This window comes from Polaromonas sp. YR568, from assembly GCF_943371715.1.
In the GTDB taxonomy this organism is placed as follows: domain Bacteria; phylum Pseudomonadota; class Gammaproteobacteria; order Burkholderiales; family Burkholderiaceae_C; genus Polaromonas.
In genome coordinates this window covers 35,647-49,232 of record NZ_CALRVW010000028.1, presented here as the reverse complement: position 1 = coordinate 49,232, position 13,586 = coordinate 35,647, and the positions used below count along the sequence as shown (strand labels likewise).

The window sequence follows — 13,586 nt, the reverse complement described above, 5'->3', positions numbered from 1 at the left end:
TGTAGCCGCCGGATTTTTGCCAATGTTCCCACTTTGATCACTCCTTGATCCCCCTGCCTAAAAGTTAAGCAGGGAACTGTATTCAAGGGGTCAAAATTCGATGAAAAAACTCAGATCAAAGGGGTCAAAATTACTCGAAAATCAACAGTCAATGACTTCTCCTACTGCTAAATACGCACCGATTCCCGCCATCCATGTGCCTGCCAGCAAGCAAAAGGCAGCCAGCCAACCCGGACCGGGCTGACGCAGAAGCTGGAAGAAAACCTCCAGGCTCATGATTGCCCGGGGACTCCGATAGAAGGCCTTCCGATACTCATTGAGTAGCGCCAAGCCCGCTCCTGCAACCGCGAAGCCAGCCAAGAGGAACAAGAGCGCCCGAAACATGCTGGTTAACGTTGAAGGCAACCGGACCACAACAATTGCGGCACCGCCGCCCTGTGCGATTGTGGGTCCGTGTTGGCCGACCAGTTAGAAGGCGATTTCCGCCAATCCCGCTTCATCATGGTTTTGAGTAGGTCATTATTTGCTTGTACATGACGTAGCCATTTTGGTTAAACGGCTCAGGACGGCATTGTGTCGAACCCCCAAGAAGGGTCCGTCGGACGATGCCACCTTTAAAGGAATAAGACGTCCATTCCGCAAGAATTCGTTCAGTCTTTGGAGCAACAAATTGACTATGCATGAAGTCTACTGGGCTAAGCGGATGGATCGGCTCGTATACACCATGGTGGTCCCATCGGACCAGAGAGTCAGCCAAGCGTACCAGTGCAAGGTGCTCTCTCCAACGCTCACCTGGGTAGTTCATTCCCAGTCGCCACGCTCCGTCTTCGGAATAAAGTTCGTTTCCTACGGGAAGTGTCCCGTGAAGTTTGACAGCACTCCTCTGGCAGAGATACGAGTACTGCCCTAGGCCGAACGCCTCATCCAAAAAGGGCAGAAAGAAGATTGCTGCAGCCGTCAGTGCCACTGGAATTGATTTCGGCGAAAGAGCCTTCGCCAGCTTCGCTGACGCAGCGACCCATAACACGATCGCTAGGAGGGCAAGGAGACCAGCCATCGATTGCGTTCTAACGTTGGAGGCAACCGGGCCACAACCATTGCGGCGAAGCCGCAGCCTGCAGTTGTGGGTCCGTGTTGGCCGACCTGTTAAGGCTCACGCCTTGCTCCTACGGCCAGTTCGCTTAAGCGCATAGACCAGCAAGAAGCCAACGCCCACTGCCGCAGCGGGAAACGCAAGCGGAACAACAAAGAAAATAGAGGTCAATCCGCTGCCCTTGCCCGTGATCAGTTCGGCGAGGCCCAGCAAAAGAAATGCTAGGGCGGGAAGGCTGATGAGCGCCAAGCCTGCTCGAAGTAAGCCATTTTCCGGTTTTGTCGGCGGCGGTGCATCCAGCGGCTTCCAACTCCCACTGCCCTCAAAGCTTGCATTGCATTTCGGGCAATCTAGCGCCAGCACATCACATTCCCCTCCGCAACTTGGACAATACGACATTTGAGCCTTAACGCCGGAGCTGAGCCGACTGCAGCGGCCAGCCGTTGCGGGTCGGATCGAGCGACACGTTAGCTCTCATCGCTCCCACTCCACGCGCCTCGCCCAAAGCCGTTCGACTCCCTCACAAGCACCCTTCGGAACATCCTCACGCTTAATCTCCAATTCGCCCTCGCACAAAGAAGAATAGCTGAGATACGCCGCCGTGAGATTGCCGACAACTTCATAACCCGATGCCTCAGCGAATATGACTTTCGAGCGCGCAACACGTTCGCTATAGCGATACTCGCCGACGACAACGATTAGTACCAGTGTCAGAGTGAGAAAGCCCGCCAATAGGTGCGAAGGCCGAACCATGAGAGCTAACGTTGAAAATGTGCGGCGCTCGCGTAGCGAGTGTCCGTACGATTGATTCGTTCTGGCGCGGCTCGCAACACCTCTTGGCGCTTGAACTGTTGCATACCACTACGCCTCTTTTTGGCCATCAGCCCACATAGCTGTGACACTGCGTCCGGACCAAAAGCTCGCTTTTGTCCATGCGCTGTGTTGCAGCTATGCAAGCTACCAGAAAATCGCCGTTTTATACATTCCCATCTCATCTGCTAGCGCCACTATTCCAGCCGTCGATCGGAACGTAATTTAGACCGCAAAACCTGCGGTTTAACTTGGCGTCTGAGGTTTAACTTGGCCATATAAATCTCCCGAAACCCTCTTGTTTATTGGGCTAACGGTAAATATACTGTATTTTCATACAGGTATAAATGCTTCCATAAAACCCGGCAACCCACCGCTGCAATCGACCCGCTTGCTCGACCAGGTCAGGGAGCGAATTCGCTATCTTCACTATAGCTTCAGCACCGAGAAGCTCTATGTGTACTGGGTGCGTTTTTTCATCCGCTGGCATGGTTTGAAGCATCCGCGCGACATGGGGGCGAAGGAGGTTGAGGACTTTCTGACTATGTTGGCCACGGAACGCAAGGTTTCAGCATCCACACACAACCAGGCCTTGAGCGCGTTGCTGTTTTTATATCGGGAGGTGCTTGGCGTCGATCTGCCCTGGCTCGACAACATCAATCGACCGACCCGCGCGCGGCGGATTCCTTCAGTGCTGACCAAGGACGAAGTTGCCGGTTTGCTGGCAGCGATGGATGGAGAGTGCGCCCTGCTGGCGCGCTTGCTCTACGGCACGGGCATGCGGCTGATGGAGAGTATACGTTTGCGCGTCAAGGATGTTGACTTTGAGCGTCATGTGATCATCGTGCGTGAAGCCAAGGGCAACAAGGACCGCGTGGTGATGCTTCCGCGCTCACTGGCCCCTGCGCTGCGGCTACAAATGCTTGCCGCACGCGCCACCTGGGAGGCCGACCGGCAGGCCCAAGGTGCGGGCGTGCAAGTGCCTGACGCATTGAGCGTGAAATACCCCAGACTTGGCCAGAGCTGGGGTTGGTTCTGGATGTTTCCTTCATCCACGCTGTCCACCGACCCGCGCAGCGGGATTGAGCGCCGCCATCATCTGTATGAAGAGCGATTGCAGCACAGCCTGAAGCAGGCGGTCAAGCTTGCCGGCATCGTCAGGCCGGTATCGGTGCACACGCTTCGCCACAGCTTCGCCACCCATCTCCTGCAGTCGGGCACCGACATCCGCACGGTGCAGGAGCTGCTGGGTCACTCTGATGTGAGCACCACCATGATTTACACCCACGTGCTGAAGATTGAGGCCGGGCAGACAATGAGTCCGCTGGATTCGATCACTGGTGAGCAAGGAATGTCTGCTTTGCGGTGAGGTAGACGTTGGTCTGCTTTTGGCCGCACGCTGCCCCATAGTCCAACGTCCGGAGCGGTCATGAGAACTCGCATCAACGCTCATGGCTAGTGTTGGCGCGGTAACTGAGCCAGCCAGCCGTCATTGGCCGGCCGTCGCTCCGGTCCTTGGGATGGCTTCGGCCCTCCGACACAGGCACTTCATCAAAATCAAATGGACTCAGACCAGCAATGCACGCCACGTTCACACCGTATTGGCTCGGGACGGAGCGCCGGGAGTGAAAGGTATAGATGCCGCACACCGAGCAAAAGTAATGCTTCGCCTGTCCGGTATTGAACTGGTAGAGCGTCAGCTTGTCCGCGCCCTGCACGATATGTATATCGTCCAGGTTGGCTGAGACCGCCACGGCGCCACGCATGCTGCAGTACGAGCAGTTGCATCGGCGCACGCTACGCAGTCCATCGGTCAGAACCAGACGAAAGCGTATGGCACCACAGTGGCAAGCCGCTTCTAGTTCGCGGCGTTCGTCAAAGTCAGAGGGGGTCAAAACTTTACTCCTTCTAAAGGGGGTTCCAGCCCATATCCTTCGCAACTCTGCATGGTGTTGTGGCGCCAATCGATCGGCTTCCACCGGATTTCGTAGAGCTCTGAATGTCCGGTTCTGGCCGATTGTTGTTGCTATTTAGCCGTCGGAAGCTCGTACCGCGCAAATGAGGTGGCCCCTTTCTGAACGACGCTGTGCAGAGCGAAGCCGAAGTCCTCATAGAGGTTCCGCAGCCCTTGTCGGTCCGCGACGCAGTCCAGCCGAAGGTAGGCTCGTTCGAGCTGTTGGGCACGAACTCCGGCATAAGTCAGGAGCTCAGTCGATACCCCTTTCTTTACCCACGCTCGACGAATGGCGAGCTTGTGAATGAACGCCGAGGTGCCTGGCAGGACCTCAGGCCAGAAATAGGCGTCCTCCAACTCCAACTTCATGACGCCAACCATCTGCTCGCCGTCATGAGCGACGTGGAAGAGTCCTGCGGTAGTGTCCTGTAAGACACGTCCCTGGCCAATTTCGGCTCCGGACCAAAGCGCTCTCCCACCGTCGGCGAGCCACCGGGCCGCGTCCTGCAGGACGGAAGCAATCATGGGAGCATCTGAGGGGCGCGCTTCCTGGATGTTCATCTTGGCAAAGAGAGGTATATGTCAACGGTTGAGCGACCGAACTGGAGGTCCGATGTTGGCCGGATTTTGCCTCATTGACGAACGTCCGTAAATGGCCGACAGCAGAAGTCTAGCCTCCGGGCACGTGAGCTGACCTCGGCCAATTCGGCGTGGGCTTGCTTGCGGCTTAATGAACCCGCAGCACCTCAAACTGCTGTCGGCTCGGAGCGACCTGTATCCACACCTCATCACCCTCGCATTTACCCAGCATGGCCCTGCCCAAAGGGGCGTCGCTGCTGATGACCTGAACGAGCTGAGCGCCGCTGACCAACTTCATGCTGCCCCCATCCGGCCCGAGAAAGAGCTGTTGCTGCTTGTCGTCGGAATCGACTAGGCAGACCAGCGCGCCGAGCTGTATGCCTTTGCTGGAGTCGTAGGGGCGCGGGCGGAATTGGCGCCAATTGGCCATCGCCTGGCGGATGCTTTCGGCGCGCCGCGCTTGGCCGGTGGCCAGGTATGCGGCTTCGAGTCCCAATGTGTCGTATTTGTTTTCGGCGATGTTTTCTTCGTGAGTCGCCATTTCATGGGCCGCCCGCATTGCCTGTTCTGCCTGCAGCAGGTCTTCGGCGAGCCGTTCCAGCACCTGCTGCTGCAGCAAGAATTTATCCATGATGAAAGGTAGGTATCTCGAAAAAGCGGGGGGGCAGGTCTTGATTATGAAGGGCTCCAGCAGCCTTAGACGCTTCTGTTGGCTGCAGGTTAACTTCAGCTACGCGTTGAATCATGTAGCGCTCATGGTTGCAAATTGGTTTAGGGTTGGCCGAAACGCTCATTGTTCGATAGCTTATCGTTCATCGATTTGTGCGTACCTGCTTCTTGCGATGCGCTCTTGACTCACACTGAATCCGTTATGCGCGTGCCGCGGATGTCTGCTTTCGCCCGAACTGAGCGGCATCGGCGACCGTCCGGCCTTGGCCGCACGCTGCCCCCATAGTCCAACGTCCGGAGCGGTCATGAGAACAACCACCAAAGGCATTGAACGTTTTAGGCCTCCAGCCCATCATTGGTGAGCGCAAGCAGCTATCAAATAAATAGCGACACCCCACACACCGCGAACCAAAAGCCAGCCAACCCTGCCCAGCCCGTTTCATTTTGGCTCCCAGGGTGTCCTCGCCCCTGGCCAATAAACGCTAAATGCCGTAGGGGAGCTTGGAGGCCATCATCTTCCTGCGGTCCAGCTTGCGCCCGTCAACAATGAAGGTTCCGTCGCCCACAGCATGAACCGTGCGCTTCTCCTTGCGCGTGGTATCGATCCAGGCGGCGACTGCCTCCAGGACAACAATGTTGTGCTTTTTGACGATGTCGATGACCTTGCACTCGATGTTGGCGAGGCACTCCTTGATCAGGGGCGCCTTGACGACCTTGCCCGGCACAGCGGTGAGCTTGAATTTGCCAAACTTGTCGGTGTCTTTCCCGGAGCAGGTCCCGATGCCAACCACCTTGTCCAGCATGTCCACCGTGGGAATGGCAATAACGCACTCCCGGTTTTTTCGCAACGCTGCGTAAGAGTGATTCCACTCCCCCGTGGTGATGGCGAATACCGGCGTGAAGTCCATCACCATGGTCCATGAGATGGTCATGATGTTGTCCTTCTGCCCATCATGGGTCGTCACCAGCACCACAGGCCCTGGTTCGATCAGGGTGAAGGTCTTGCCCAGTTCCAGTTCATGCATGAGGCACCTCCTGATATTCGTTTGACCGGCGGTTGGGTAGCGCGCTTGTCGTCATTGAAGACGCGCCCTACTCCGCCGGCACCTGCACCGGCTGGTTCATCTGGTCTTTCAGCGCCACGCCCGAGCGCTGTTGAACACGCATCTGGTTCAGCAGCCAGGCGATCTTGGCCGCTGCGGCCTGTGGGGCCAGGCCCTGGGGCCGGATGTTGGAGACGCAGTTGCGGTCGGCGTCGCTGGTGGCCGCGCCGGGCGCCCAGGTGATGTAGGCGCCCAGGCTGTCGGGTGACGACAGGCCTGGCCGCTCGCCGATCAGCACCAGCACCGCCTCGGCCTGCAGGGCGCGCGCCACCCCGTCGCCGGCGGCGACGCGGCCGTGGTGCAGCACCACCACCGGCGCCAGCGCCCAGCCCTGCGCCTGCAGCAGCGGCAGTAACGCCTCGAGCACCGGCAGGGCATGGCGCTGCGTGGCCTGCGCGGACAGGCCGTCGGCGAACACCACGGCCAGGCCGCCGCGTGACGGGCTGGCTTGCAGCAGCGCCAGCGAGCCGGCATCGAGCTGGCGCCCAAGGTCGGGCCGCATCAGGTAGGTGCGCCGGTCAGGTGCGGCACTGCGGCAGACCAGCGCGGGCTGGGCCAGCAGCAGCGACAGGCCGGCCTGCAAGGCACCGGCATCCAGCGCGGCGCCCACCGCATCGCGCGCCCGGGCGTGGGCCAGGCGAAAGTCCAGCAGTGCCGGGGTGGCCAGCGAGGCGCCAGTGCGCGGCAGGCCGATGCGCGCGGCCGTCAGCGGGCGCAGCGCCGCCCACAGCTCGGCCACGCCGGCAGGCGCATCAAGTTCGGCCGGAAGCTGGGGCTTGTCGTTCATGGCTTGGTGCTGTTGCCCAGCAGTTGCCGGAAAGGCAGCGGCACGCCGCCCGGCCGCACGCGGCCCTGGCCGTCCACCAGGCCCTGCGCGGCCAGCCACTGCTCGAACTCGGGTGCGGGCCGCTTGCCCAGCAAATCGCGCATGGCCAGCGCGTCATGGAAAGAGGTGCTCTGGTAGCCCAGCATGATGTCGTCGGCGCCGGGCACCCCCATGACAAAGTTGACGCCTGAGGCCACCAGCAGCGCCAGCAGCGCGTCCATGTCGTCCTGGTCGGCCTCCGCGTGGTTGGTGTAGCAAACGTCGCAGCCCATGGGCAGGCCCAGCAGCTTGCCGCAGAACTGGTCTTCCAGCGCGGCGCGGGTGATCTGTTTGCCGTCGTACAGGTATTCGGGGCCGATGAAGCCGACCACGGTGTTCACAAGGAAGGGCTTGAAGTGGCGCGCCACGGCGTAGGCGCGCGCCTCCATGGTCTGCTGGTCCGCGCCGTGGTGCTGCCCGGCCGACAGCGCGCTGCCCTGCCCGGTTTCGAAATACATGAGGTTGCTGCCGACCGTGCCGCGCGCCAGCGACTGCGCGGCGTCGTGCGCCTCCTGCAGCAGGGCCAGGTTGATGCCGAAGCTGCGGTTGGCGCCCTCGCTCCCGGCGATGGACTGGAACACCAGGTCCACCGGCGTGCCGCGGGCGATCAGGTCCAGCGTGGTGGTGACATGCGCGAGCACGCAGCTTTGCGTGGGAATGGCGAGCTTGCTGCGCACGTCGTCAAGCAGGCACAGCAGCGCGTGGGCGCTGTCGGGGCTGTCGGTGGCGGGGTTGATGCCGATCATCGCGTCGCCGGCACCCAGCAGCAGGCCGTCGAGGATGCTGGCCGCGATGCCGCGCACGTCGTCGGTCGGGTGGTTCGGCTGCAGCCGCACCGAAAAGCGCCCGGGCAGACCAACGGTGTTGCGAAAACGCGTGACCACGCTGCATTTGGCGGCGACGATCATCAAGTCCTGCAGGCGCATGAGTTTGCTGACGGCGGCCACCATCTCGGGCGTCAGGCCGGGCGCCAGGGCGCTCAAGACGGCGGTATCGGTGCTGTCGGCCAGCAGCCAGTCGCGCAGGCCACCCACGGTGAGGTGCGCGACCGGCGCAAAGGCTGCCGCATCATGCGTGTCGATGATGAGGCGGGTGACCTCGTCGGTTTCATAGGGCACGAGGGCGTGGCTGAGAAAGTCTTTCAGCGGTACATCGGCCAGCGCAAACTGCGCCGCCACCCGCTGCTCGGCCGAGGTGGCCGCCAGCCCGGCCAGCACGTCGCCGCTGCGCAGCGGCGAGGCACACGCCAGCAGCGTGGCGAGGTCGCTGAAGACATGGGTTTCTTGACCAACCGGCATACGGTACATCGCTGTGGGCCCAGGTTGCGGCGCTCGCACCGGTGCGGCCGGTGCGCTTGTCGCCAACCTCTATCGTAGGGGAAGCGGGCCGTGCCGTGCGGCAGAACGCGCGGCTTTGCAGGCCCGCCTCACCGCCCCAACTACGGCGGCGCGAAGTTCATGCATGTTTTATGCTTGTAGCCCTTGTTGTACCTGCGCCAGTAGCTATCAAATACATAGCTATTCAATGCACCCTGTCGGGTGCGAACCCTCAAATCTGCACCCGCGTCCCCAGCTCGATCACGCAGTTGTTGGGCAGGCGGAAGAAGGTGGCCACGCTGCCTGCGTTGCGCGACATGATGGCAAACAGGGCTTCGCGCCAGTGCGCCATGCCGGCGCCCCGGGTCGGCACCACAATTTCCCGGCTCAGGAAGTAGGACGTTTCGAACAGGTTGATGGGCAGCCCCTGGGCCTGGCAGAGTTCCAGCGCCTTGGGGATATCGGGTGTGTTGATGAAACCGTAGTTCACCTGCACCCGCCAGAAGCCCGGCACCAGCGGCGTGACCTGGACCCGCTCCTCGAAAGGAATCCACGGTACATCGTGGAACACCACGGTCAGGATCAGGTTGCGCTCGTGCAGCACCTGGTTGTGCTTGAGGTTGTGCATCAGGGCCTGCGGCACGGTGTCCGGGTTGGCCACGGCATACACCGCCGTGCGCGGGATGCGGCGCCCCTTGTCAGCGGCCAGGGCCGTGATGAAGGGCAGCAGTTCGGGGTCGTCGCGGCGCATGCTTTCCAGCAGCAACTCCCGGCCACGTCGCCAGGTCGCCATGACAACAAAGATGGCCGCGCCCAGCACCAGCGGGAACCAGCCGCCCTGCCAGAACTTGAGCGAGCAGGAAATGACCAGCAGCAGGTCGAGCGCCAGAAACACGCCGGTGGCCGCAAGCGCCACGGGCAGCGGGTAGCCCCAGGCATGGCGCACCACAAAAAAGGTCAGCACGGTGGTGACCAGCATGGTCACCGTCACCGCGATGCCATAGGCCGAGGCCAGCGCCGACGAACTGCCAAAGCCCACGACGGCCAGCAGCACCGCCACCAGCAGCAGCCAGTTGACCTCGGGCATGTAGATCTGGCCCGCCTCTTTGACCGAGGTGTGCTGCACCTGCATGCGCGGCAACAGCCCCAGCTGCATGGCCTGTTTGGTCATGGAATAGGCGCCCGAGATCACCGCCTGGGAGGCGATCACCGTGGCGAGGGTGGCCAGCACCACGGCCGGGATCAGCCAGCTTTGCGGGAACAGGTGATAAAACGGGTTCTCCAGCGCGGATGGGTCGCGCATCAGCAGCGCGCCCTGCCCCATGTAGTTGATGGTCAGGGCCGGCAACACCAGGCCCATCCATGCGAACTGGATGGGCCGCTTGCCGAAGTGCCCCATGTCGGCGTACAGCGCCTCGGCGCCGGTGAAGGCCAGCACGATGGCGCCAAACGCCACAAACATGTGCCAGCCCTGAGCACGCAGGAAAGCGAACGCCTGCAGGGGGTTGAGCGCGGCCAGAATGGCGGGTTGCTGGATGATCTGCAACAGGCCGGTGAAAGCCAGCACACCAAACCACAGGACGATGATGGGCCCGAACAGCTTGCCCACCGTGCCCGTGCCGTAACGCTGCATGGCAAACAGGCTGATCAGCACTGCGATGGAAACGGGCAGCACATAGGGCTTGAGCACCGGCGTCACCACCTCCAGCCCTTCGACTGCGCTGAGCACCGAAATGGCCGGCGTGATCACGCTGTCGCCGTAAAACAGGGCCGCCCCCAACACACCGGCCAGCAGCAGGATCACGCGCCGCCGCGGGGTTTTGCCGGCCGCCTTGGCCGCCAGTGCCGTCAACGCCATGATGCCGCCCTCGCCGCGGTTGTCGGCGCGCAGGATCAGCAGCACGTATTTGAGCGTGACAACCAGCATCAGGCCCCAGAAGATCACCGACGTGGCGCCGATGAGATGCGCCGCGTCCAGCGTTATGCCGGTGGCGGGGCTGAAAATTTCCTTCATGGTATACAGCGGGCTGGTGCCGATGTCGCCGTACACCACACCCATGGCACCCAGGGTGAGTGCCGCCATGCTTTCGCGACCGGAAGTCTTGGTCATAAACCATCCATCAACAGTGAACAAGGCTTCACTGTCACCGCCTTGGCATCAGGAACGCATAAGTGCGCAGCGGGTCAAGCAGTCGCCAGGCGGTAACCCACGCCGGTTTCGGTCAGCAGATGGCGTGGCTCGGCCGAGTCGCGCTCTATCTTGGCCCGAAGCTGGCCCATGTAGAGCCGCAGATAGTGCGTGTGCTCGGTGAACTCGGGCCCCCAGACATCGGCCAGCAACTGCCGGTGCGTGACCACCCGGCCGGCGCTGCGCACCAGCCGCGCCAGCAACTTGTATTCGGTCGGCGTCAGGTGCACGGGCTGGCCGTCGCGCAACGCCACATGCGACTGCAGGTCGATGTGCAGGTCGTCCAGCACATGCTCGGTCACCGCGGCGGCCAGGGCTGTGCCGCGATGCCGCAGTGCCACCCGGATGCGCGCCAGCAGTTCGCCGACGCTGAAGGGTTTGGTCAGGTAGTCGTCGGCGCCGGCATCGAGCAGCTGGATCTTCTGTGCCTCCTGGTGGCGCGCCGACACCACGATGATGGGGATGGCCTTGTGCCTGCGCACCTCACGCACCAACTCGACCCCGTCGCCGTCGGGCAGACCCAGATCCAGCACGATCACATCGGGCGGATGGTGGCGCAGCATGGCCCCTGCCTCGCTCAGTGACACGGCGGTCTGCACCTCGAAGCCCTCCACCGACAGCGACGATTGCATCAGCGCGCGTATTTCACGGTCGTCCTCGACCACCAGCACACGCAGGCTCATGGCTGCCCTCCCTGCGGCGGCTGCGCCTCGATCGGCAGAGCCAGCGAGAAACAGCTGCCGCCCCCCTGGCGGCGCCTGAGCGTCAGGCGCCCGCCATGCGCCTGGGCAATCGCGCGGCACACTGCCAGGCCGAGCCCGGCGCCACGCGGGCCCGCCTGGTCGCCACGGGCATAGGGTTCAAAAATACTGGCCTGCGCGGCATCGGGGATACCTGCACCGCGGTCCTTGACCGAGACCACGAGCTCTCCCCCCTCGACACTCACGGTCAGGTCAATCGCACCCTCGCTGTACTTGAGCGCGTTGTCGAGCAGGTTGCCAAGCAGTTGCGCAAGCAGCACCGGATCGGCCTTGACCAGCGGCAACCCTTCGGGCACCCGGGACCGGATGCGGCGACCCGGGTCGCGCTGGCGCACCCGCGCCAGCACCGCGCCGACAATTTCTTCCATGGACTCCCAGTCGCGCCGGAGTTCCTGCGCCGAACTGCTCAGGCGCACGAGCTGCAGGGTGTTCTCGGTCACCGCGGACAGGTAGGACGCCTCGCCGGCAATGCTGGCCAGCAGGCGGTCCTGCTCGGCCGGGCTGAGCTTGTCGCGTTGCGTCTGCAATGACGAGGCGGCACCCACAATCGCGGCCAGCGGCGTGCGCAAGTCATGCGAGATCGCCGCCAGAAAGGTGCTCTGCAGTTGCTGCTGCTGCGCCTCGCCTTGCGCAGCCAGCATGGACGCGGTCAGGCGCAGGCGCCACACCGCCTGCGCCAGCAGCGAACACAGCGCCTGCGCATGCTGGCGGCCGTCTTCGTCCCTGGCCAGGGCCGGCTGCACGCAGGCGGCACCAATGACGCGGCCTTTTTCGCCCAGCGGCAGGTACCAGGCATTCAGACCCGGCCAGCGCCCGGTGCCCGGCCCCAGCACCGCCGCGTCGGCCATGCATTGCCGCATGCCATCGCGCACGGAAGCACTCAGTCCGTCGGCGTGTTCCAGCTCGTTGCCGGCAGTTGCGAGTACCAGAAAACAGGGTCCGGCAAAGGCGTTGTCCAGGGTCGCCCGACCCACCGCCAGCACTTCTTCCTCGGAGTGGACACTGGCAAGCGCCGTGGCCAGTGCCTGCAACTGGCGTGCGCGGCTTTCGTTCAGGCGGGCGATCTGCGTCTCGCGGCGCAGCCCGGTGGCCAGCCGGCTGATGACCAGGGCGAGCACCAGCATGGTGGCCAGCGCAATCAGGTTCTCCCGGTTGTCGACCACAAACGTCCAGCGCGGCGGCACAAAAAAGAAATTCAGCGCCGTGACCGCGCCCACCGCGCAGACCGCTGATTCGATCCAGCCCAGCCGGTAGGACGCAATCACCACCGCCAGCACATACACCATGGCCAGGCTGGTCAGCGTCACGTAGCGGTCCAGCACCAGCCCGACCGCGGTGGCCGCCGCCAGAAGCAGGACCACGACCAGCCAGCTGCGGCCCGTAGGGCTGCCGTTTTGCGATGTCCCCGAGGTATTCATGCTGCAGCCAGCGTACCACCTGCCGCATCAGGATTGCATCAGGAACGCGCTGCGCGCTGTGCCGTGCAGGTTTGAGGTAACTGGATTTTCTGCAAAACCGGGCCCTGTGTAGGGTCGGCGTGAAGCTACGCGACTACCGCGTCTGGCCGGAAGAAGCACAGCAGCTGTGCTCCAACGTCCAGATCGTCGCGCCGATACAGAGCAACAACCTGACATCGTCTTCGTAGGACAGGCTCGCCTTGTCCAGGCGGTCGATCATGGTCGCAATATGGGAAACCGCATCTTGCGGCGAGGCTGCCCCACCCATGCGGGCCATCTCGACGATCGCCAGCACCGCGTCGACCCGGTTCATGCCCGGGAGTTTTTTGCGGAAATCTTCAGGATCCAGGGGTGTCATTTTTCCGGCCGTATCAAGCAGACACTGACAGGTGCGCCTTCGGTTCGAGGCTCGGTTCGAGGCGTCGCAACTCACGCTCGGTGCATTTCAGTTCGTAGCGCCGGGCAAGCACAATGGGTGGCTCAACCCGGCAAATGCGGTCGATGGTGGTGGCAGCGGTAGAAGATGGATGGGTCATGAAGAGCCCTTTCAAGGGGTCGATTTCATTGTGGTCAGTCGACGCGCTGCAGACCAGGGCCGTTGGGCCCAACCAGTGTAAGGAATTGTGCCGTTTCGTCCGCCTGTCCCCCCGACATGACGGGCTCCAGGGGCGGCGGAAGACAAGCTACAGGCTTTCTGGGTCCCCACAAGAACGTCGCCCCAGGCCGGGAATGGATTCAGCCCAGATCCGGTCCTGGTGGACTCCGCCTGTCCGGCCGCCGGACAACGGGGC

13 protein-coding genes are annotated in these 13,586 nt (G+C 62.4%); 1 reads left to right on the top strand and 12 read right to left on the bottom strand.

Features of this window, described 5'->3' with window-relative positions; genetic code table 11:
- Positions 1-1,153 precede the first annotated feature (1,153 nt).
- Positions 1,154-1,456, bottom strand: coding sequence for a hypothetical protein (locus tag AAG813_RS16995; RefSeq protein ID WP_341916936.1), 303 nt, complete (start codon positions 1,454-1,456; stop codon positions 1,154-1,156).
- An 802-nt stretch (positions 1,457-2,258) separates the two neighbouring features.
- On the opposite strand from AAG813_RS16995, the gene AAG813_RS16990 reads away from it, so the two are divergent.
- On the top strand, positions 2,259-3,272 hold the full coding sequence (locus AAG813_RS16990) for an integron integrase (protein WP_341916940.1): 1,014 nt from the start codon (positions 2,259-2,261) through the stop codon (positions 3,270-3,272).
- Between the two features lie 73 nt (positions 3,273-3,345).
- On the opposite strand, the gene AAG813_RS16985 is transcribed toward AAG813_RS16990, so the two are convergent.
- The 11 genes from AAG813_RS16985 to AAG813_RS16935 form a co-directional block, all read right to left on the bottom strand.
- Positions 3,346-3,798 (bottom strand): GFA family protein, encoded by a 453-nt coding sequence (locus AAG813_RS16985; protein WP_341916933.1) that lies wholly within the window; start codon positions 3,796-3,798, stop codon positions 3,346-3,348.
- 131 nt (positions 3,799-3,929) lie between these two features.
- Complete coding sequence (locus AAG813_RS16980; protein WP_341916931.1) at positions 3,930-4,418, bottom strand: GNAT family N-acetyltransferase; 489 nt, start codon at positions 4,416-4,418, stop codon at positions 3,930-3,932.
- 166 nt (positions 4,419-4,584) lie between these two features.
- Entirely contained in the window at positions 4,585-5,067 is a 483-nt protein-coding gene (locus AAG813_RS16975) for a GreA/GreB family elongation factor (RefSeq protein WP_341916929.1), read from the bottom strand.
- 520 nt (positions 5,068-5,587) lie between these two features.
- The gene (locus AAG813_RS16970) at positions 5,588-6,130 is read right to left on the bottom strand and encodes a flavin reductase family protein (RefSeq protein WP_341916927.1); all 543 of its coding nucleotides are present in this window, start codon (positions 6,128-6,130) and stop codon (positions 5,588-5,590) included.
- A 67-nt stretch (positions 6,131-6,197) separates the two neighbouring features.
- Positions 6,198-6,995 (bottom strand): ethanolamine ammonia-lyase subunit EutC, encoded by a 798-nt coding sequence (eutC, locus tag AAG813_RS16965; protein ID WP_341916925.1) that lies wholly within the window; start codon positions 6,993-6,995, stop codon positions 6,198-6,200.
- Complete coding sequence (locus AAG813_RS16960; RefSeq protein WP_341916924.1) at positions 6,992-8,371, bottom strand: ethanolamine ammonia-lyase subunit EutB; 1,380 nt, start codon at positions 8,369-8,371, stop codon at positions 6,992-6,994. Before AAG813_RS16960 ends, eutC begins: the two co-directional genes overlap by 4 nt.
- 250 nt (positions 8,372-8,621) lie before the next feature.
- Positions 8,622-10,499, bottom strand: coding sequence for a potassium transporter Kup (locus AAG813_RS16955; protein WP_341916922.1), 1,878 nt, complete (start codon positions 10,497-10,499; stop codon positions 8,622-8,624).
- Between the two features lie 74 nt (positions 10,500-10,573).
- Positions 10,574-11,260, bottom strand: coding sequence for a response regulator (locus tag AAG813_RS16950; RefSeq protein ID WP_341916920.1), 687 nt, complete (start codon positions 11,258-11,260; stop codon positions 10,574-10,576).
- Positions 11,257-12,756, bottom strand: a complete 1,500-nt coding sequence (locus AAG813_RS16945; protein ID WP_341916918.1) for a DUF4118 domain-containing protein — start codon at positions 12,754-12,756, stop codon at positions 11,257-11,259. Before AAG813_RS16945 ends, AAG813_RS16950 begins: the two co-directional genes overlap by 4 nt.
- Before the next feature lie 133 nt (positions 12,757-12,889).
- Positions 12,890-13,153, bottom strand: coding sequence for a hypothetical protein (locus tag AAG813_RS16940; RefSeq protein ID WP_341916917.1), 264 nt, complete (start codon positions 13,151-13,153; stop codon positions 12,890-12,892).
- Positions 13,154-13,166: 13 nt separating this feature from the next.
- Complete coding sequence (locus tag AAG813_RS16935) at positions 13,167-13,346, bottom strand: hypothetical protein (RefSeq protein ID WP_341916915.1); 180 nt, start codon at positions 13,344-13,346, stop codon at positions 13,167-13,169.
- Positions 13,347-13,586: the final 240 nt, after the last annotated feature.

Excerpts from the sequence above, each read along its gene's own strand:
- AAG813_RS16980 (WP_341916931.1), bottom strand. The coding sequence starts at position 4,418 with ATGAACATCCAGGAAGCGCGCCCCTCAGATGCTCCCATGATTGCTTCC.
- AAG813_RS16975 (WP_341916929.1), bottom strand. The coding sequence starts at position 5,067 with ATGGATAAATTCTTGCTGCAGCAGCAGGTGCTGGAACGGCTCGCCGAA.
- AAG813_RS16970 (WP_341916927.1), bottom strand. The coding sequence starts at position 6,130 with ATGCATGAACTGGAACTGGGCAAGACCTTCACCCTGATCGAACCAGGG.
- eutC (WP_341916925.1), bottom strand. The coding sequence starts at position 6,995 with ATGAACGACAAGCCCCAGCTTCCGGCCGAACTTGATGCGCCTGCCGGC.
- AAG813_RS16960 (WP_341916924.1), bottom strand. The coding sequence starts at position 8,371 with ATGCCGGTTGGTCAAGAAACCCATGTCTTCAGCGACCTCGCCACGCTG.
- AAG813_RS16955 (WP_341916922.1), bottom strand. The coding sequence starts at position 10,499 with ATGACCAAGACTTCCGGTCGCGAAAGCATGGCGGCACTCACCCTGGGT.
- AAG813_RS16950 (WP_341916920.1), bottom strand. The coding sequence starts at position 11,260 with ATGAGCCTGCGTGTGCTGGTGGTCGAGGACGACCGTGAAATACGCGCG.
- AAG813_RS16945 (WP_341916918.1), bottom strand. The coding sequence starts at position 12,756 with ATGAATACCTCGGGGACATCGCAAAACGGCAGCCCTACGGGCCGCAGC.
- AAG813_RS16940 (WP_341916917.1), bottom strand. The coding sequence starts at position 13,153 with ATGACACCCCTGGATCCTGAAGATTTCCGCAAAAAACTCCCGGGCATG.